Origin of the sequence: Vibrio sp. CB1-14 (assembly GCF_040412085.2) — a bacterium.
GTDB classification, from domain to species: Bacteria; Pseudomonadota; Gammaproteobacteria; order Enterobacterales; family Vibrionaceae; genus Vibrio; species Vibrio chaetopteri.
The window spans coordinates 2,593,136-2,612,388 of the sequence record NZ_CP115920.1 but is presented as its reverse complement, the minus strand read 5'-3'; the positions used below and the strand labels follow the sequence as shown (position 1 = coordinate 2,612,388).

The window sequence follows — 19,253 nt, the reverse complement described above, 5'->3', positions numbered from 1 at the left end:
GTTTAGTGGTTAAAAATTAGAATTATCGAGATTTATCGCTGGTGTTAAATTGTCCACTAGTGATATCAGTCAGTAACTTCACCACTTGGTGGAGTTTTTATCTATTATTTATCTCTCCTAGGAGAATTATGCCATTTTCGCTACAAAAATATGGCAAATTGCTTTGAAGATTGGTAATGTGAACCGCAATCTTCGTAAGGATTTAGAATTTTATGCTCAAATATTGAGCTAAATAGTTCTAAAATGCTGACCGTTCTAGCAATTCTTCGAAGAAGTCATGGATGCAAAAATAAAACTTGGAGTTTAATACATGTATAAGAATAAGATCACGCGAGCGATACTTGTGAGTGCAGGTATGTCGCTAGCGCTAGTAGGTTGTGGCGATAAGCCAGAGGAAAAGCAAACTCAACAACCTGCACCGGCTGCAGTGGAAAATACATCAGAAGTTAAATTGGCAGATGTTCAGGAACTCGTTCGTGGTAACGGTACTGAAGTCGCGTCGATTGACCCGCATAAAACTGAAGGTGTTCCAGAGTCTCACGTAATTCGTGATCTACTAGAAGGCCTTGTAAACCAAGACGCAGATGGTAACACCACTCCAGGTGTTGCAGAGTCTTGGGAAACGACAGACAACACTAAGTTCACTTTCCACCTTCGCAAAGACGCAAAATGGTCTAACGGCGACCCAGTAACTGCTCAAGATTTCGTATACAGTTTCAAGCGTGCAGTTGATCCAAACACAGCTTCTCCATACTCGTGGTACCTAGAAATGACGACGATGGAAAATGCTGCGGATATCATCGCTGGTAAGAAAGACAAAGACACACTAGGTGTGACTGCGACTGACGACCACACTCTTGTTGTACAACTAGAGCAAGCGGTTCCTTACTTCGTTAAGATGATGGGTCACACAACGGTTAAGCCAGTACACCAAGCGACTGTTGAGAAGTTTGGCGACCAGTGGACTAAACCAGAAAACTTTGTTGGTAACGGTGCATTCGTTCTAGACAACTGGGTGGTAAACGAGCGTATTGAGCTCAAGCCAAACACTCAGTACTGGGATAACGCAAACACTAAGCTAACGAAAGTAACGTTCCTACCGATCGAAAACCAAGTAGCGGAAATGAACCGTTTCCTATCTGGTGAAATTCAGATCACAAACGAACTGCCTATCGAGCACTTCAAACGTCTACAGAAAGAGCACCCAGAGTCGGTTAACGTGAAAGGTAACCTGTGTTCTTACTACTACGGTTTCAACAACCAAAAAGCACCGTTCGACGATGTTCGCGTTCGTAAAGCACTGTCTTACACTATCGACCGTGACGTCGTTGCTAACGCAATCATGGGTCAAGGTCAGAAGCCAGCTTACTTCCTAACGCCAGAAATCACAGCGGGCTTCAACCCAGCACTTCCAGCGTACGGCAACATGACTCAGGAAGAGCGTATTGCTGAAGCGAAGAAGCTTCTTGCTGAAGCAGGCTTCGATGAGAACAATCCTCTAAACTTCACACTGCTATACAACACGTCTGAAAACCACAAGAAAGTAGCCACTGCTGTTCAATCTATGTGGAAGAAAGACCTAGGTGTTAACGTTACGCTTGAAAACCAAGAGTGGAAAACGTACCTAGATACTCGCCGCCAAGGTGACTTCGACGTGACTCGTGCTGGTTGGTGTGGTGACTACAACGAAGCTTCAAGCTTCCTGTCACTAATGCAATCTAACAACAGCTCTAACGATCCTAAGTACCACAGTGAAGAGTATGACGCAGTAATGGCTAAAGCAATGGCTGCAACTAGCGACGAAGAGCGCGAAGCGCTATACATCGAAGCTGAAAAACTGCTAGCGCGCGATATGCCAATCGCACCTATCTATCAGTACGTTACATCTCGCTTGGTCTCACCGAAAGTTGGTGGCTACGCGGTAAACAACGCTGAAGATAAGCTGTTCTCTAAAGATATGTACATCGTAGAGTAATTGCTTCTCAAGTAATTCAATAGAGTAGTTCCTACTCACATAAAACTATAACTATGAAGGCACTGCATGTGGAAACACATGCAGCGTCTATTGCTATTTTTAATTGTCACAGACTGGATGGATGAGTTTATGTTTAAATTCATTATGAAACGGATTTTTGAAGCAATACCAACACTACTGGTATTGATCACCGTATCTTTTTTCCTGATGCGCTTCGCACCAGGTAACCCTTTTTCAAGTGAGCGTCCACTGCCTCCAGAGGTAATGGCGAACATCAACGCAAAATACGGCCTAGATAAGCCGGTGTTTGAGCAATACACCACTTACCTAACCAACATTTTGCAAGGCGACTTTGGTCCTTCGTTCAAGTATAAAGACTTCTCGGTAAATGAACTGGTCTCTAATGCATTACCAGTGTCAGCAAAAGTCGGTTTCTTAGCGTTCATCTTTACCGTCATTATGGGGGTAACGGTAGGAACCATAGCCGCACTGCGGCAAAACAGTTGGCTCGATTATGGGGTGATGGCCACCGCCATGCTCGGGGTTGTTATGCCCTCATTCGTACTCGCGCCGGTACTGATATATATCTTCTCAATTAACCTTGGTTGGCTGCCTGCTGGTGGTTGGAATGACGGCTCATTTCAATACATGGCGCTACCGATCATCGGTATGTCTCTGCTCTACGTGGCAACGTTTGCTCGTATCACCCGTGGCAGCATGATCGAAACGCTCAACAGTAACTTCATTCGTACCGCTCGTGCGAAAGGTTTGAGCTACCGTTACATCATTCTGAAGCACGCGCTTAAGCCAGCTCTACTGCCAGTGGTATCGTACATGGGACCTGCTTTCGTCGGTATCATCACAGGTTCGGTCGTTATCGAGACCATCTTTGGTCTACCAGGTATCGGTAAGCTGTTCGTAAACGCAGCATTTAACCGTGACTATTCGTTAGTAATGGGTATCACCATTTTGATTGGTTTCCTATTCATTCTGTTCAACGCAGTCGTGGACATCTTGCTTGCCATGATTGACCCGAAAATTCGTTACTAAAGGAGCTAAGTAATGATACTAACGAAGAAAGAAAACTTAGAAGCAGTAGAAAAGTTTTCAGAAAATCTAGAGGTAGAGGGTCGCAGTCTTTGGCAAGATGCACGCATTCGATTCATGCGTAACAAAGCCGCGATGGTCAGCTTGTTTATCCTTGCCTTAATGACGCTTGCGGTTGTCTTCCTACCTATGCTTGCTGAGCATGCATTTGACGATACAAACTGGTCTGCGATGCACTCTGCGCCAAGTGCGGCGCACTGGTTTGGCACCGATGCACTGGGGCGTGACTTGTATGTTCGTACTCTAGTAGGCGGTCGTATCTCGTTGATGGTTGGTGTACTAGGTGCGCTAGTAGCGGTAGTGATTGGTACTCTTTACGGTGCAGCTTCAGGCTTTATCGGTGGTCGTGTTGACCGCATCATGATGCGTATTCTAGAAATCCTGTACGCAGTACCATTTATGTTCCTAGTTATCGTACTAGTGACATTCTTTGGTCGTAATATTGTGCTTATTTTTGTGGCAATCGGTGCGATTGCTTGGCTAGACATGGCGCGTATCGTACGTGGTCAGACGCTCAGCCTACGCAGCAAAGAGTTTATCGAAGCGGCGCACGTCTGTGGTGTGAGTAAGTGGAAAATCATTACTCGTCACATTGTTCCAAACGTACTTGGTATCGTAGCGGTATACTCAACGCTACTTATCCCTAGCATGATTCTGACCGAATCATTCCTTTCATTCCTTGGTCTAGGCGTTCAAGAGCCAATGACTAGTTGGGGCGCACTACTACAAGAAGGTGCAAACACAATGGAAGTTGCTATTTGGCAGCTAACATTCCCTGCAGCATTTATGGTAATAACCCTGTTCTGCTTTAACTATGTGGGCGACGGTCTTCGTGACGCGTTGGATCCAAAAGACAGATAATAAAGACTAAGGAAGTAATATGAGCTTATTAGATGTAAAAGATCTGCGTGTCGAATTTACCACGCAGGACGGTATTGTTACCGCGGTTAACGACCTCAACTTCTCACTGAACCAAGGCGAAACGCTCGGTATCGTAGGTGAGTCAGGTTCGGGTAAATCTCAGACTGTATTCTCTATCATGGGTCTGCTTGCGAAAAACGGCATCATCTCTGGTAGTGCTAAGTTTGAAGGCAAAGAGATCCTTAACCTGCCTGAGAAAGAGCTAAACAAGGTTCGTGCAGAACAAATCGCGATGATCTTCCAAGATCCAATGACCTCGCTAAACCCTTACATGAAGGTGAGCGACCAGTTGATGGAAGTACTCATGCTTCACAAAGGCATGGGCAAAGCAGAAGCATTCGAAGAGTCAGTTCGCATGCTTGAAGCCGTTAAGATCCCTGAAGCGCGTAAGCGTATCACCATGTATCCGCATGAGTTTTCAGGCGGTATGCGTCAGCGTGTAATGATTGCAATGGCGCTACTATGTCGTCCAAAGCTTTTGATTGCCGATGAGCCAACAACGGCACTTGATGTAACCGTTCAAGCACAGATCATGGATCTTCTGAACGAGCTTAAATCAGAATTGAATACCGCAATCATCATGATCACCCACGACCTGGGTGTGGTTGCAGGTTCTTGTGACAAAGTACTAGTGATGTATGCGGGTCGTACTATGGAGTACGGCACAGTAGATGAAATCTTCTACAACCCAAGTCACCCATACGCAGAAGGTCTACTAAAAGCGATCCCTCGTTTGGATACTGAAGGTGAAATTCTACCAACGATTCCAGGCAACCCACCTAACTTGCTGCGCCTACCACCTGGCTGTCCTTACCAAGAGCGTTGTCACCGTGCAACACCTCAGTGTAGCGTAGAAGCACCAAAGCTAGAGAACTTTGGTCAAGGTCGTCAACGTGCGTGTTTTTCTGATTGGGAGGCTTGGGCCAAATGAATGCAATGACAAATAACAAAGAACTACTTCTAGACGTTAAAGAGCTTAAAGTTCACTTTAGCATTGCTTCCAAGTCTGCATGGCCTTGGAGCAAACCTGCCAACCTTAAAGCGGTAGACGGCGTGAATGTTCGTTTATACGAAGGCGAAACGCTAGGCGTAGTAGGCGAATCTGGTTGTGGTAAATCGACATTTGCGCGTGCCATCATCGGTCTAGTTGAAGCAACAGACGGTGAAGTGATGTGGCTTGGTCAAGACTTGACTAAGATGCGTGAAGTTGAGCGTCGTAATACGCGTAAAGAGATCCAAATGATATTCCAAGATCCTTTGGCATCGCTTAACCCGCGTATGACTGTCGGTGACATCATCGCTGAACCGCTAGAAACCTTCTATCCAGAGCTTTCTAAAGAAGAGGTCAAAGACCGTGTTCGTGAAATGATGACTAAGGTAGGCCTACTACCAAACGTTATTAACCGTTACCCACACGAGTTCTCTGGTGGTCAGTGTCAGCGTATCGGTATCGCTCGTGCGCTTATTCTAAAACCTAAGATGATCATCTGTGACGAGCCTGTATCGGCACTGGATGTATCGATCCAGGCTCAGGTAGTTAACCTTCTCAAAGAGCTACAAAAAGAGTTAGGTTTGAGTTTAGTTTTCATTGCCCACGATTTGTCGGTAGTAAAACACATTTCTGATCGCGTATTGGTGATGTACCTAGGCAACGCTGTAGAGTTAGGTGAATCTGAAGCACTGTTTGCAGATCCTAAGCACCCATACACGCGTGCGCTGATGTCAGCAGTACCTATACCTGATCCTAAGCTAGAGCGCTTTAAGACGATTCAAATGCTGGAAGGCGATCTACCTTCACCAATTAACCCACCATCGGGTTGTGTGTTCCGCACGCGCTGTCCACAAGCGACAGAGCAGTGCGCACAACAAAAACCAACAATACAGGGAACGGACGTACACGCAGTGTCGTGCCTAAACGTAACTGTTTAGAGTATCCCAGTAATGTAATAGCAAGGAAAAGCCTTAATCATTTGTGTGTGAGTGGTTAGGGCAGCTATTTTCAGCCTGTGACGGGCCTAAGCGCGACGAGATGTTTGGTCGCGCTTTTTTTGTATCTGAAATCCGGAAACCATTTCCTATATCACTAGTTATTCAAAGAATTTGAACGACATAGTTAAACCCTTCCTATCAAGTTCCAACTTGCTTCGCTCTATACTTTGAATCATCAAATGATAAAGAGGAACAGAGTCATGGGGAAATTAGTAGAAGGTGTTTGGCACGATGTTTGGTATGACACCAAAGCCTCTGGTGGTAAATTTGTCCGTGAAGACGCTGGTTTTCGCAACTGGGTTGAGAATCGAGCGGATGCTGAGTTTCAACCTGAATCTGGCCGTTATCATCTTTATGTGTCGTTAGCGTGTCCTTGGGCACATAGAACTCTGATATTCCGTTCACTTAAGGGGCTTGAGCCGCATATTGATGTCACTGTCGTTTGCCCCGATATGCTATCAGAAGGCTGGGCGTTTGGTCTTCCAGAGCCTCTGTTTGGATTCACCAAAATGCACCAGGTGTATACTCAAGCGAAGCCTGATTATACTGGTAGAGTTACTGTGCCTGTATTATGGGATAAGAAAACCAACACCATAGTAAGCAACGAATCTTCTGAAATTATTCGAATGTTTAACTCCGCGTTCAACGAATTAACCGGAAATCATGACGACTACTATCCAGAATCACTGCGTGCTGGCATTGATCACTGGAACGAGTTTGTCTATCCCAACATCAACAATGGCGTGTATCGCTGCGGTTTTGCCACCTCTCAAGATGCTTATGAAGAAGCATTCCATAGCTTGTTTGATGCTCTAGATAAGATCGAAGAGCACCTAGCAACGTCGCGTTATCTCGTCGGTGATCGATTAACCGAGGCCGATTGGCGCTTGTTTACTACCTTGGTTCGCTTTGACGCTGTATATGTTGGTCACTTCAAATGTAATAAAAAACGCATTGCGGATTACTCGAACATTCAAGGCTATCTAAAAGAGTTGTATCAAGTCGAAGGGGTGAGTGCAACAACCGATATGTATCATATCAAGCGTCATTATTACTTTAGTCACACGGGAATTAACCCAACGCAAGTAGTGCCGCTTGGGCCTGAATTGGATCTCGATTCACCACACGGGCGTGAATCCATAGGTGGATAGAGTCGTTGTTGGGATGTTTGAGTTATTTACTATTTACTGTAGTTGAATTAGCCAACAGCAGAAACGAAAAAACCGACTCAAGCGAGTCGGTTTTTCTTTTGTATGGTGGGGGGGGACGGATTCGAACCATCGAAGGCAGTGCCGGCAGATTTACAGTCTGCTCCCTTTGGCCACTCGGGAACCCCCCCAGGGGTTTTATACTTGGTCGATGTTTTCCCAACGCGTCGATTCAAGTTGGTTAGCTGATATCGTCAACTAACAAAATATGGTGGGGGGGGACGGATTCGAACCATCGAAGGCAGTGCCGGCAGATTTACAGTCTGCTCCCTTTGGCCACTCGGGAACCCCCCCAGGGGTTTTATACTTGGTCGATGTTTTCCCAACGCGTCGATTCAAGTTGGCTAGCTGATATCGTCAACTAACAAAATATGGTGGGGGGGGACGGATTCGAACCATCGAAGGCAGTGCCGGCAGATTTACAGTCTGCTCCCTTTGGCCACTCGGGAACCCCCCCAGGGGTTTTTATACTTGGTCGATGTTTTCCCAACGCGTCGATTCAAGTTGGTTAGCTGATATCGTCAACTAACAAAATATGGTGGGGGGGGACGGATTCGAACCATCGAAGGCAGTGCCGGCAGATTTACAGTCTGCTCCCTTTGGCCACTCGGGAACCCCCCCAGGGGTTTTATACTTGGTCGATGTTTTCCCAACGCGTCGATTCAAGTTGGTTAGCTGACATCATCAACTAACAAAATGTGGTGGGGGGGGACGGATTCGAACCATCGAAGGCAGTGCCGGCAGATTTACAGTCTGCTCCCTTTGGCCACTCGGGAACCCCCCCAGGGTTTTATACTTGTTTGATGTTTTCCCAACACATCCCTCAAGTTCGGAGCGCATCATAACAAACTGCGTATGACTGTAAACTCTTTTTTGCTGATTTTGAACTGAATGGTGCCTTTTTGGGCAGAGACGGCTAAAAAGCGTGTTTTTAGTCATTATTATTTAAACAGCAGGGAGTTATAGTGGTTCTACGCCAACACGGTTAAAAAAGATTAGCCACAATTGTAAATAGATTAGCGCGTTAACATTTACACTTCTTGACGTTATAGGGCGTATAACTCGCTAGAATATCCATAGTTTTTACACTAAAAGACACACACAATGAAAAATAAAACCATAATGGGTTTGCTGGCACTGTCTATTCTCTGTGTTTCACCAGCAACCTTAGCCAAAGGAAAGGCTGGCGCTAGGGCGGTTTCTGTCGTGACTGAGCAAGTTGCCATTCATCAAGTTTCCCAGTCACTGTCTCTTGTCGGCAAATTAGAAGCTGACGAATCGGTGATTATCTCTTCTGAAGTCAATGGCATTGTCGACCGCATTCAGGTTACCGCGAACCAAACCGTTGAAAAGGGACAACTCCTTGTCCAATTGAACGACGACAAAGCGCTCGCGGCGGTTGCAGAAGCAAGCGCTTACGTCCGTGACCAAAAGCGTATCCTTGCTGAGTTCGAACGCTTAGTTGATCGCAACGCGATTACCAAAACAGAAATCGATGCTCAGAAGGCCGCTGTTGATATCGGTAACGCGCGTCTAGATGCGGCTAATGCCAACCTCAACGATCTTTATATAGAAGCTCCTTTTGCAGGTACAGTGGGTCTTATTGATTTCAGCCGCGGTAAGTTAGTGAATGTAGGTACTGAATTGCTGACATTAGATGACTTATCGACGATGCAGCTCGATCTTCAAGTTCCTGAAAGCTATCTTCCAATGCTCGAGAGGGGTATGGATGTTACCGCGCTTACTGCAGCATGGGGCACTCGAGTATTCACCGGTAAAGTTGTTGCGATAGATACTCGCGTGAATCAAGAAACGCTGAACCTGCGTGTTCGTATTCATTTTGAAAACGAAGACAGCCGCTTAAAACCAGGTATGCTGGCACAGGCTCGTATGGAGTTCCCACCAATTGAAGCGCCAATTATCCCAGTTCAAGCATTGGAATATTCAGGCACTAAACGCTACGTGTATGTTGTCGACGATAACAATAAAGCCCATCGCACTGAAGTTTTCTTGGGCGCTCGTGTGGGTAACCAAGTTGTGATTGAGAAAGGGATTGAAATTGGTCAGCGCATTGTGGTGCAGGGCATTGTTAACATGCGCGATGGTGCTTCCGTCTCTGAAGTCAACGCGAATGGTGAGCCAAGTGCTGCTCGCATGAAAGGCAACAAAAAGCCAACGGATAAGGAAGCCAGCTAATGTTGTTATCTGATGTTTCCGTTAAACGTCCGGTAGCGGCTATCGTTCTGAGCTTGCTGCTCTGTGTGTTCGGTATCGTGTCGTTTAGCAAACTCGCCGTGCGAGAAATGCCGGATATCGAGAACCCTGTAGTCTCTATCTCTACTCGCTATGAAGGGGCGTCAGCCACTATTATCGAGAGTCAGATAACGTCGGTTATCGAAGACCAGTTATCAGGCATAAGCGGTATCGACGAAATTGAATCGACGACGCGTAACAGCATGTCCCGTATTACGGTGACGTTTGAACTCGGCTATGACCTAAACACGGGTGTCAGCGATGTTCGAGATGCGGTTGCTCGTGCGCAGCGCTCGCTCCCTGATGAAGCGGATGATCCGCTTGTTTTCAAAAACAATGGTAGTGGTGAGGCCTCGGTCTATATCAACCTTAGCTCATCGGAAATGGATCGTACTCAGCTGACCGACTACGTTAACCGCGTTTTGGTCGATCGCTTTAGTTTAATAAGCGGCGTGAGTTCTGTTGATGTTTCTGGTGGTCTATATCAGGTCATGTACATCAAACTGAAACCTGCCTACATGGCTGGGCGAGGTGTGACGACGTCTGATATTACCTCGGCACTGCGAACCGAGAACATTGAAAGCCCGGGTGGTGAAGTGCGTAATGATGCGACAGTGATGTCGGTACGTACTGCTCGTGCTTATAATACACCAATCGACTTTGAGTACTTGGTAGTAAAGCGAGCAAGTGACAATACACCTATCTATCTAAAAGATGTCGCTGATGTCTATGTCGGTGCCGAGAACGAAAACTCTACCTTTAAGAGTGATGGTGTCGTCAACGTCAGTATGGGTATCGTCCCTCAGTCTGATGCCAACCCGCTAGAAATGGCTGATCTTGTTCATAAAGAAGTTGAGCAGTTGCAGCAATTCCTGCCAAATGGCACTCGATTGGCTATCGATTACGACTCAACTGTTTTTATCGATCGCTCAATCTCTGAGGTCTACAACACGTTATTTATCACTGGCGGCTTGGTTATTCTGGTTCTCTATATCTTCATTGGCCAGGCTCGAGCAACGTTGATTCCGGCGGTGACGGTACCCGTTTCATTGATTTCATCATTTATCGCAGCTTATTTCTTTGGCTTCTCTATCAACCTGATTACTTTGATGGCACTTATTCTGTCTATCGGCCTAGTCGTGGATGATGCCATCGTTGTTGTCGAGAACATATTCCACCATATTGAACGTGGTGAATCTCCGCTGCTAGCGGCCTATAAGGGAACTAGAGAAGTTGGTTTTGCGGTTATAGCAACCACCTTGGTACTGGTGATGGTTTTCCTACCTATTTCGTTTATGGACGGGATGATTGGCTTGCTGTTTACCGAGTTCTCGGTGTTGCTAGCCATGTCGGTGATCTTCTCTTCACTGATTGCCTTGACGCTAACACCAGTATTAGGCAGTACGATCCTAAAAGCGAATGTTAAGCCAAACCGCTTCACACAGTTTGTCGATCGTGGCTTTAAAAAGTTAGAACGCGGTTACAAGCTGGCGTTGGCGAAAGCCCTCAAGCTTCGCTGGGTAGCACCGATTGTTATCATCGCTTGTGTTGGCGGCAGTTTCCAACTGATGCAACAGGTGCCTGCGCAGTTAACTCCATCAGAAGACCGAGGCGTAATCTTTGCCTTCGTTCGTGGTGCCGACGCGACCAGCTATAACCGTATGGCAGCGAACATGGACATCGTTGAAGAGAGGCTAATGCCTTTGCTTGGACAAGGCTTCTTGAAGTCGTTTAGTATTCAGTCCCCTGCATTTGGCGGTAATGCTGGTGACCAGACTGGTTTCGTAATTATGATTCTAGAAGACTGGAATGACCGAGATGTAACAGCGCTTGAAGCACTCGGTGAAGCTAGACAAGCACTTGCGGGTATTGCCGATGTTAAAGTTTACCCATTTATGCCTGGCTTTAGGGGTGGTTCTAGTGAGCCTGTTCAGTTTGTGATTGGTGGCTCAGATTACTCTGAACTACAAACATGGGCGGAAAAACTTGAGCAAGCAGCGGAAGAATCGCCATATATGGAGGGGGCAAGCACGAATTACTCCGAGAAAACTCCTGAGCTGGTGGTAACCATTGATCGTGAGCGTGCAGCTGAGCTCGGTATTAGTGTCGCAGATATTTCCGATACGCTAGAAATCATGCTAGGTGGTAAAACTGAAACGACCTATGTTGAGCGCGGTGAAGAGTACGACGTGTATTTGCGCGGCGATGAGAATCACTTTAATAACGCCAACGATTTAAGCCAAATCTACATGCGAACCAAATCCGGTGAGCTTGTTACACTTGATGCAGTGACGTCGATTGAAGAAGTGGCGTCCTCGACGCGTTTGTCGCACTACAATAAGCAGAAAGCGATTACCATCAAGGCTAACCTATCCGATGGTTACACCTTGGGTGAAGCACTGGACTTTATGGACAGTCAAGCTATTGAGATGCTGCCGGGGGATATCTCGGTGAGCTATGCTGGTGAGTCGAAAGACTTCAAAGAGAATCAATCGAGTATCTTGGTAGTCTTTGGTTTGGCACTACTGGTTGCTTATCTTGTACTTGCGGCTCAGTTTGAGAGCTTTGTGAACCCGCTAGTGGTGATGTTTACCGTGCCTATGGGTGTATTTGGTGGCTTCTTGGGTATGGTTATCATGCAACAAGGGCTAAACATCTATAGTCAGATCGGCATGATCATGCTTATCGGTATGGTAACCAAAAACGGTATCTTGATTGTTGAGTTTGCGAACCAGCTTCGCGACAAAGGCATTGAGTTTGAAAAAGCCATCATTGACGCTTCGGCGAGACGTCTACGTCCAATCATGATGACGGCCTTTACTACGCTAGCAGGTGCAATCCCGCTTATCCTTTCGACAGGGGCGGGCTATGAGAGCCGTGTCGCGGTAGGTACGGTCATCTTCTTCGGTATGGCGTTTGCGACCTTGGTTACCTTGTTCGTTATCCCAGCGATGTATCGTTTGATATCGGCGCGCACTCAATCGCCAGGTCACGTTGAGGCCGAGCTAAATAAAGCGCTTAGCCACGATGTGAAAGCGCGAACCAGTCATGGTGAGTTAAACGACGCATAGGTCATAAATGCCCAGTTTCGACTGGGCATTTTTTTGTTTGTTGGTTAGGATGGAGGAAGAAAAACCAACAATAAAAGGAAAGTAGAGTGGCTGATTTCAAATATAAAGATCTACCTCAAGAGCAACAAGATAAGCTCGACGCTGCGGTATTTCGTCGCCTTCTAGAGCACCTAGACAGCAATAAAGATGTGCAAAACATCGACCTTATGATTTTGGCAGGGTTTTGCCGTAACTGTTTTAGCAAGTGGTATAAAGCCGAAGCAGAAACCGCTGGATTGGACTTAGACATTGATGACGCTCGCGAACGTGTTTACGGTATGACTTACGATGAATGGAAAACCAACCATCAACCAAAGGCAACGCCAGAACAGCTAGCAGCGTTTGAAGCAAGACAAGCAAAGAAATAGTCTTGGTTTAGAAGAGACAAAAAAGCTTGGTCATTGACCAAGCCTTTTTTTTACGGAACGTCATCCCTGCGTAGGCAGGGATCTACTCAAAGCGAGTATGACTACAGCACCATCGCCGCAATCCAACCAAATACAATCAGTGGGATGTTGTAGTGGACAAAGGTCGGTACCACGGTTTCCCAAATGTGTTCGTGCTGACCATCTGCGTTTAGGCCAGACGTTGGACCTAAGGTTGAGTCAGAAGCTGGTGAACCGGCGTCACCGAGTGCAGCTGCAGTACCAACAAGGGCTACTGTTGCCATTGGCGAGAAGCCAAATGCAAGTGCTAGAGGCACGTAAATCGTTGCAATGATTGGAATCGTCGAGAACGAAGAACCAATACCCATAGTGACCAGAAGACCAACAATCAGCATTAGCAGTGCTGCAAGTGGCTTGTTGTCACCGATGCTTGTTGATAGTGCCTCAACCAGCGTTTCAACGCCGCCAGTTTGTTTCATTACTGCAGCAAAGCCTGCTGCTGAAATCATGATAAAGCCGATCATCGCCATCATGTGTACACCTTTAGTGAACACATCTTGCGTCTCTTTCCATGCGATCACGCCGCCGAAAGTGAACACCATGAAGCCAGCCAGTGCACCAATGATCATTGAGCCAGAGGTTAGTTGAACAGCGAGAGCCGCAACGATACCTGCAATTGCAATAACAATGTTCTTTTTGTTGATGTGCGAAGGCTCTTCATCAATTTGTGTTAGCTCGGTTTCTGCGTATTCGCGAGGCTTACGGTAGCTAACTAACACAGCCACTAGAAGACCGGTGATCATGCCAGCAGCTGGCAACAACATCGCCATTGGTACTTGTGACGCTGTTATTGACTCAAGGCCATTGTCGTGCAGGTTTTTAAGCAGAATGTTGTTTAGGAAGATACCACCAAAGCCAATAGGCAATACCATATAAGGCGTCACTAGACCAAAGGTCAGCACACACGCTACTAGACGACGATCCAGCTTAAGTTTTGCAAATACGCCTAACAAAGGTGGGATCAAAATTGGGATAAAGGCGATATGAACTGGAATAATGTTCTGAGACGACATAGTCACTAAGATAAGCGCAACAAGAACCGCATATTTAAGACCCGTTGTGCCTGCTGAACTCTCTTTGCCATGGATGCGTTTAATAACGCTCTGTGCAAGTAGATCAGTAATACCAGATTTCGAAATTGCGACAGCAAAGGTACCTAGCATCGCATAGCTAAGTGCGATAGTGGCACCACCGCCGAGGCCGCCTTCAAAGGCACTAACAGCATCAGTCAAAGACATACCAGATACGACACCACCAACAATGGCACTGAATGTTAACGCAACGACAACGTTAACGCGCATCAGTGCGAGCAGCAGCATGATGCAAACGGAAATAACGACAGGATTCATAATAATCTCTAAAAAATGTGTGTTTGTTTATTCTTGGTTGTCGTCAACAATCGGCCAGCCACCAAGAGCCTTCCATTTGTTGACGATTCGGCAAAACAGCTCAGCCGTCTTTTGAGTGTCGTAAAGAGCCGAGTGGGCTTCCTTGTTATCGAACTCCATTCCTGCGACTTTACAAGCTTTTGCCAATACCGTTTGACCAAAGGCGAGACCGCTCAAAGTGGCAGTATCAAAGGTAGCAAACGGATGGAACGGAACGCGCTTAAGTTTGGCACGTTCATTCGCCGCACTCACAAAACTGTGATCGAAGTTCGCATTGTGCGCCACCATGATGGCGCGACTGCAATCGTGTTGCTTTTGCTCTTTTCGAATCACTTTGTAGATCTCTTTTAACGCTTCTTGCTCCGACACCGCACCACGAAGTGGGCTGAATGGGTCGCGAATACCGTTAAATTCCAGCGCTTCCTTTTCTAAGTTCGCGCCTTCGAATGGTTCAATGTGATAGTGCATCACAGTGGCAGGTTCAAGGTTACCTTCTTCGTCCATCTTTAAAGTGATGGCACAAATTTCCAGTAACGCATCAGTGCTAGCATTAAAACCTGCTGTTTCCACGTCGACAACAACGGGAAAGTAACCACGGAATCGCTTTTTTAGGGTAAGTGCTTCGTTTTCTACAGACATGTTTGAGTTTTCAAGTGTGACGAAGCAGGCATTATTGCAGATTATGTCAGCATAAAAAACTAAACCGGGCATTTAATTTGCCTTCTATACGGCTATTGATAGCAAGCGCTCATGGCTTTGGTTCAATAACTAAGGTTCGTCTAAGATATTGGTTGAACAAAGTCGGTACAAAAAGTAGTCAGAGTCTAACTTGTCTGAGATGCGCCATCAGGAAACGAGCGCTTTGTTTTTCATAAGCGCTATGTTGGCGGGGAAATTGCAATAACCTATACGGAGATCCATCTAAATGCTTTGGCGGCAAGGACATGCCGCTAATGCAAATGCTATCGAGTTATCTATCTGTATGAAATTAAAAGCTTTACTTACCACATTACTCCTACCTACGCTGGCAATCCCAACGGCGGATGCGGCAATGGAAAAGCGCTATGTGGCAACGCCCACTCAGTCGCAGTGGGAAATGGTAAGTAACACACCGCTTGAGTGCCGCCTTGTACATCCGATCCCAAACTTTGGCGATGCGGAATTCGTCGCTCGCGCTAGCAAAAAGAAGAACCTTGATTTTGAACTTAAAATGCGCCGCTCGATGGGGGAAACGCGCAATGTAAGTTTAGTGTCGATGCCACCACCATGGCGTCCTGGTGACAGTGCTGACCGCATCACCAACTTGCAGTTCTTTAAACAGTTCGACGGTTACGTAGGTGGGCAAGCCGCTTGGAGCATCCTGAGTGAACTTGAAAAAGGTCGCTATCCAACGTTTAGCTACCAAGATTGGCAAAGCCGAGACGAGCGCATCGAAGTGTCACTATCTTCTGTGTTATTCCAGACTAAGTACAACGTGTTTAGTGATTGTGTCGCCAACTTGCTTCCGTACAGCTTTGAAGATATTTCTTTCACTATCTTGCACTATGACCGCAATAGTGAGCAGCTCAATAAGACCTCGCAACATCGTTTGCAGCAGATTGCTGAGTACGTGCGCTTTAACCAAGATATTGATTTAGTTTTAGTTTCTGCGTTTACTGATTCATCAGAGTCGAAGAGTGAAAGCCAGCAGTTATCGGAAAAACGTGCGACGATTTTACAGGACTACTTCCACTCTTTAGGGTTGCCGAAAGACCGCATTCAGGTGCAGGGTTATGGTAAGCGCAGGCCTATCGCGAGTAATGCATCGCCAGTGGGTAAAGCGAAGAACCAAAGGGTGGTGATTTCGTTTGGGCGGACTGAGGTGTAAGGTCTGTTTGTAATTGGAGATTCGGAAACCAGTGGTTGTGAGGCTGCTGGTTTTTTGTCAATGCAATTCGATGTTTCTGGTTTTGATTTTTTCAATACGAATAAAGCAATAAGTCTTTGAATTCTTCTAAGACGAGCGGATCATGAAAAAGAAATTAGGCCAAAAAAAATCCTCAAGCCGTGCTAGAGGAGCTTGTGTAGTGGTTTAATGATCCCGGACACCAAATTAGGTGGTAAAGTCTCCACCGTAAATGAGGTGTTCAATGACAAAACGACAACGACGTACATTTTCTCCTGAGTTCAAAGTAGATGCCGCAAGCTTGGTTCTTGATCAAGGTTACTCAATATCTGAGGCGGCACGATCCTTAGATATCGGCGATACGGCCTTACGACGCTGGGTAGATCAACTAAAGATTGAGCGCGGCGGAGAAACGCCAGCGGTTAAAGCTCTAACGCCAGAACAGCAGAAGATCCAAGAGTTAGAAGCTAGGATTAATCGCTTGGAAAGAGAAAATCCATACTAAAAAAGGCCACAGCTCTCTTAATGTCGGACGAACTCGAACGTTCTCGCTAATTGACCAGTTGAGGGAGCATGAACCGGTCAAAGTTCTTTGTGAGCTGTTCGATGTAGCTTCTTCCTGCTACTACGAGTTTAAACAACGAAAGCCGGATGCCAATCGTATTCGGTTAGTCAGCCGAGTTAAGCAGCTCTTTAACATGAGTCGTGGCTCTGCCGGAAGTCGGACTCTTGCTTCTATGCTGCAGTCTGAAGGCTTCGATGTCGGACGCTTCAAAGTACGCAAGCTTATGCAAGAAGCCGGGCTGATGAGCAAACAACCAGGCTCGCATCGCTATAAGCAAGCTAAGCTAGAGCGACCAGATATCCCCAATCGATTGAAGCGTGAGTTCTCAGTTTCCACTCCAAATGACGTTTGGTGTGGCGATATTACTTACATCTGATCCGGTTCAAAGTGGAGTTATCTGGCTGTTGTACTCGACTTATTTAGTCGCAGAGTAGTGGGTTGGGCGCTATCAGACAAACCCAACGCAGAGTTGACTTGCAAAGCTTTGGATATGGCTTGGGAACAACGAGGACGGCCTAGCAACGTGATGTTCCACTCAGACCAAGGAAGCCAATACAGTAGCCTTAAATACCGTCAAAGGCTTTGGCGATATCGCATAACTCAGAGCATGAGTCGTCGAGGTAACTGCTGGGATAATGCTCCTATGGAGAGGCTATTTAGAAGCTTAAAAACCGAATGGATACCAGCTACTGGATACCTGACCCAAACTCAGGCAAAGAAGGATATCAGCTATTACTTGATGGATTACTACAATAGGCAACGGCCTCATCAAGCAAATGATGGGCTATCGCCAGTTACTGCCGAAAATCGGCTTAAGTTAGTGTCCGGAATTTGTTGACCACTACAGTAGGCTTAAAATGACCTTTCTATTATTCATAATCTATATCACTCAATTTAAGACGCTGTGGTACTAAGCTAGCAGCTAATCCTTTACAGGATAAAAACGATCTGGGACAACATAGGCTAGAGCTTAGACATGATTAGGCTAACCTAACGAAACTCTATGTAAATTCTATCGCCTATTTTAGCCAGTTTGAACATAACACTCAATTCGTTTAAAGGCTTACTTGGCTCACATATATCTAAGACACAGAAAGCCACTTGAACATAGACGATCTATATCCACTCTAACTCCCCCTAAGTTGGATTGGTCAGTAAGGTAGTAGGCCTTGGCGTTCAAGTAGAGAACGTTCTTTTATGTTGGGGAAAGAGTGGGAACTTGCAAGTTTTGGTTACTTGGAGAGAGGTACTAAAAAGCCAGTGGTTAATGTCCACTGGCTTTCTCATTTCAGCTCGGCTAAATCAGCACTTAACCTTCAAGGCCAGCACTGGCTTCTTTGTTTTGAATTAACTCAATCATGTAGCCATCTGGGTCTTTGACGAAGGCGATTTGCGTCGTGCCGCCTTTTACAGGACCCGGTTCGCGGGTGACGTTGCCACCTGCAGCTTTGATGGCGTCGCATGTGGTGTAGATGTCGTCTACGCCGATAGCGATGTGACCATAGGCGCTACCTAGATCGTATTCGGTGACGCCCCAGTTGTACGTTAGCTCAATCACTGCACCTTCAGACTCATCACCAAAGCCTAAGAAGGCTAGGGTGTATTTGTATTCGGTGTTTTCATTTTTGCGCAGCAAGTTCATACCAATGACGTCGGTGTAGAACGAGATAGATTTATCTAGGTCACCTACACGTAGCATAGTGTGAAGGATACGGCCGTTAGACATAACATTGCTCCTTAATATTAATTGTCTGGATAGACTTTTTCTTTGAATTCGCAGAGATCTTCGATAATGCAGCTGCCGCAGCGCGGTTTGCGGGCGACACAGGTGTAGCGTCCGTGAAGGATCAACCAGTGATGCACATCAAGCTTAAATTCTTTTGGAACGACTTTGAGTAATTTCTCTTCCACATCGTCGACGGTTTTGCCCATCGCGAATTTAGTGCGGTTTGAGACGCGGTAGATATGAGTGTCTACCGCGATGGTTGGCCAACCAAAGGCGGTGTTGAGTACCACGTTGGCGGTTTTACGGCCCACACCAGGTAGCGCTTCCAACGCTTCACGATTTTCTGGGACTTCGCTGCCGTGCTTTTCGATGAGGATCTTACAAGTCTTGATGACGTTCTCGGCTTTTGAGTTAAACAGGCCAATCGTCTTGATGTACTCTTTCACGCCATCTACACCGAGCGCTAGCATAGCTTCCGGTGTATTTGCGACGGGATAGAGTTTATCAGTAGCTTTGTTAACACTGACATCGGTTGCTTGCGCCGATAGTAGAACCGCTATCAGCAGTTCGAATGGCGAGCTCCAGTTGAGCTCAGTCTCTGGTTTGGGGTTGTTTTCGCGAAGCCGCTCTAGAATCTCTTTTCTTTTGGTGTTGTTCATTTGCTGACTAATTCTTCCGCT

General features: G+C 46.3%; 14 protein-coding genes, 5 tRNA genes and 1 pseudogene. 11 read left to right on the top strand and 9 right to left on the bottom strand.

Going from position 1 to position 19,253, the window contains the following annotated elements:
- Nucleotides 1–310: 310 nt before the first annotated feature.
- The 6 genes from PG915_RS11775 (at nt 311) to PG915_RS11750 (ending at nt 7,143) form a co-directional block, all read left to right on the top strand.
- Nucleotides 311–1,975, top strand: a complete 1,665-nt coding sequence (locus tag PG915_RS11775; protein WP_353496692.1) for an ABC transporter substrate-binding protein — start codon at nt 311–313, stop codon at nt 1,973–1,975.
- A 129-nt stretch (nt 1,976–2,104) separates the two neighbouring features.
- Nucleotides 2,105–3,025, top strand: a complete 921-nt coding sequence (oppB, locus tag PG915_RS11770; protein WP_353496691.1) for an oligopeptide ABC transporter permease OppB — start codon at nt 2,105–2,107, stop codon at nt 3,023–3,025.
- A gap of 15 nt (nt 3,026–3,040) precedes the next feature.
- Nucleotides 3,041–3,943 carry an oligopeptide ABC transporter permease OppC gene (oppC, locus tag PG915_RS11765; protein WP_353498715.1) on the top strand — a complete coding sequence of 301 codons (903 nt, stop codon included), beginning with the start codon at nt 3,041–3,043 and terminating at the stop codon, nt 3,941–3,943.
- Nucleotides 3,944–3,962: 19 nt separating this feature from the next.
- The gene (locus tag PG915_RS11760; RefSeq protein WP_353496690.1) at nt 3,963–4,934 is read left to right on the top strand and encodes an ABC transporter ATP-binding protein; all 972 of its coding nucleotides are present in this window, start codon (nt 3,963–3,965) and stop codon (nt 4,932–4,934) included.
- A gap of 5 nt (nt 4,935–4,939) precedes the next feature.
- Nucleotides 4,940–5,932 (top strand): murein tripeptide/oligopeptide ABC transporter ATP binding protein OppF, encoded by a 993-nt coding sequence (gene oppF / locus PG915_RS11755; RefSeq protein ID WP_353496689.1) that lies wholly within the window; start codon nt 4,940–4,942, stop codon nt 5,930–5,932.
- 260 nt (nt 5,933–6,192) lie between these two features.
- Nucleotides 6,193–7,143, top strand: a complete 951-nt coding sequence (locus PG915_RS11750; RefSeq protein ID WP_353496688.1) for a glutathione S-transferase family protein — start codon at nt 6,193–6,195, stop codon at nt 7,141–7,143.
- Between the two features lie 103 nt (nt 7,144–7,246).
- Here PG915_RS11750 and PG915_RS11745 read toward each other — a convergent pair.
- The 5 genes from PG915_RS11745 to PG915_RS11725 all read right to left on the bottom strand — a co-directional run bounded on the left by PG915_RS11745 (nt 7,247) and on the right by PG915_RS11725 (nt 7,984).
- A tRNA-Tyr gene (locus tag PG915_RS11745) sits at nt 7,247–7,331 on the bottom strand.
- A gap of 78 nt (nt 7,332–7,409) precedes the next feature.
- Nucleotides 7,410–7,494: transfer RNA gene (locus tag PG915_RS11740), tRNA-Tyr, on the bottom strand.
- Nucleotides 7,495–7,572: 78 nt separating this feature from the next.
- Nucleotides 7,573–7,657: transfer RNA gene (locus PG915_RS11735), tRNA-Tyr, on the bottom strand.
- Nucleotides 7,658–7,736: 79 nt separating this feature from the next.
- Nucleotides 7,737–7,821, bottom strand: a tRNA-Tyr gene (locus PG915_RS11730).
- A 78-nt stretch (nt 7,822–7,899) separates the two neighbouring features.
- Nucleotides 7,900–7,984 (bottom strand) — tRNA-Tyr (locus PG915_RS11725).
- Nucleotides 7,985–8,304: 320 nt separating this feature from the next.
- Between PG915_RS11725 and PG915_RS11720 the strand changes: the two genes are divergently transcribed.
- The 3 genes from PG915_RS11720 to PG915_RS11710 all read left to right on the top strand — a co-directional run bounded on the left by PG915_RS11720 (nt 8,305) and on the right by PG915_RS11710 (nt 12,931).
- Nucleotides 8,305–9,396 carry an efflux RND transporter periplasmic adaptor subunit gene (locus tag PG915_RS11720; RefSeq protein ID WP_353496687.1) on the top strand — a complete coding sequence of 364 codons (1,092 nt, stop codon included), beginning with the start codon at nt 8,305–8,307 and terminating at the stop codon, nt 9,394–9,396.
- On the top strand, nt 9,396–12,524 hold the full coding sequence (gene vexH, locus PG915_RS11715; protein ID WP_353496686.1) for a vibriobactin export RND transporter permease subunit VexH: 3,129 nt from the start codon (nt 9,396–9,398) through the stop codon (nt 12,522–12,524). Before PG915_RS11720 ends, vexH begins: the two co-directional genes overlap by 1 nt.
- Nucleotides 12,525–12,610: 86 nt before the next feature.
- A complete protein-coding gene (locus PG915_RS11710; protein WP_042502329.1) occupies nt 12,611–12,931 on the top strand; it encodes a DUF1244 domain-containing protein in 321 nt (106 codons plus the stop codon).
- Nucleotides 12,932–13,032: 101 nt separating this feature from the next.
- On the opposite strand, the gene PG915_RS11705 is transcribed toward PG915_RS11710, so the two are convergent.
- Both PG915_RS11705 and rnt read right to left on the bottom strand, forming a co-directional pair.
- Complete coding sequence (locus PG915_RS11705; protein ID WP_353496685.1) at nt 13,033–14,358, bottom strand: Na+/H+ antiporter family protein; 1,326 nt, start codon at nt 14,356–14,358, stop codon at nt 13,033–13,035.
- Between the two features lie 27 nt (nt 14,359–14,385).
- Entirely contained in the window at nt 14,386–15,036 is a 651-nt protein-coding gene (gene rnt / locus PG915_RS11700; RefSeq protein ID WP_353496684.1) for a ribonuclease T, read from the bottom strand.
- A gap of 343 nt (nt 15,037–15,379) precedes the next feature.
- Here rnt and motY point away from each other — a divergent pair, with 343 nt between their 5' ends.
- Together motY and PG915_RS11690 are read left to right on the top strand one after the other, a co-directional pair.
- On the top strand, nt 15,380–16,264 hold the full coding sequence (gene motY, locus PG915_RS11695) for a flagellar protein MotY (RefSeq protein WP_353496683.1): 885 nt from the start codon (nt 15,380–15,382) through the stop codon (nt 16,262–16,264).
- Between the two features lie 262 nt (nt 16,265–16,526).
- Nucleotides 16,527–17,685: pseudogene (locus PG915_RS11690) on the top strand (IS3 family transposase).
- A 471-nt stretch (nt 17,686–18,156) separates the two neighbouring features.
- Here the strand turns inward: PG915_RS11690 and gloA are convergent.
- Nucleotides 18,157–18,573 carry a lactoylglutathione lyase gene (gloA, locus tag PG915_RS11685; RefSeq protein ID WP_353496682.1) on the bottom strand — a complete coding sequence of 139 codons (417 nt, stop codon included), beginning with the start codon at nt 18,571–18,573 and terminating at the stop codon, nt 18,157–18,159.
- 17 nt (nt 18,574–18,590) lie between these two features.
- Complete coding sequence (nth, locus tag PG915_RS11680; protein WP_112480531.1) at nt 18,591–19,232, bottom strand: endonuclease III; 642 nt, start codon at nt 19,230–19,232, stop codon at nt 18,591–18,593.
- Between the last annotated feature and the right edge of the window lie 21 nt (nt 19,233–19,253).

Bases quoted from the DNA above. Each gene is read 5' to 3' on its own strand.
- PG915_RS11775 (WP_353496692.1), top strand. From the start codon at position 311: ATGTATAAGAATAAGATCACGCGAGCGATACTTGTGAGTGCAGGTATG.
- oppB (WP_353496691.1), top strand. From the start codon at position 2,105: ATGTTTAAATTCATTATGAAACGGATTTTTGAAGCAATACCAACACTA.
- PG915_RS11760 (WP_353496690.1), top strand. From the start codon at position 3,963: ATGAGCTTATTAGATGTAAAAGATCTGCGTGTCGAATTTACCACGCAG.
- oppF (WP_353496689.1), top strand. From the start codon at position 4,940: ATGACAAATAACAAAGAACTACTTCTAGACGTTAAAGAGCTTAAAGTT.
- PG915_RS11750 (WP_353496688.1), top strand. From the start codon at position 6,193: ATGGGGAAATTAGTAGAAGGTGTTTGGCACGATGTTTGGTATGACACC.
- PG915_RS11720 (WP_353496687.1), top strand. From the start codon at position 8,305: ATGAAAAATAAAACCATAATGGGTTTGCTGGCACTGTCTATTCTCTGT.
- vexH (WP_353496686.1), top strand. From the start codon at position 9,396: ATGTTGTTATCTGATGTTTCCGTTAAACGTCCGGTAGCGGCTATCGTT.
- PG915_RS11705 (WP_353496685.1), bottom strand. From the start codon at position 14,358: ATGAATCCTGTCGTTATTTCCGTTTGCATCATGCTGCTGCTCGCACTG.
- rnt (WP_353496684.1), bottom strand. From the start codon at position 15,036: ATGTCTGTAGAAAACGAAGCACTTACCCTAAAAAAGCGATTCCGTGGT.
- motY (WP_353496683.1), top strand. From the start codon at position 15,380: ATGAAATTAAAAGCTTTACTTACCACATTACTCCTACCTACGCTGGCA.
- gloA (WP_353496682.1), bottom strand. From the start codon at position 18,573: ATGTCTAACGGCCGTATCCTTCACACTATGCTACGTGTAGGTGACCTA.
- nth (WP_112480531.1), bottom strand. From the start codon at position 19,232: ATGAACAACACCAAAAGAAAAGAGATTCTAGAGCGGCTTCGCGAAAAC.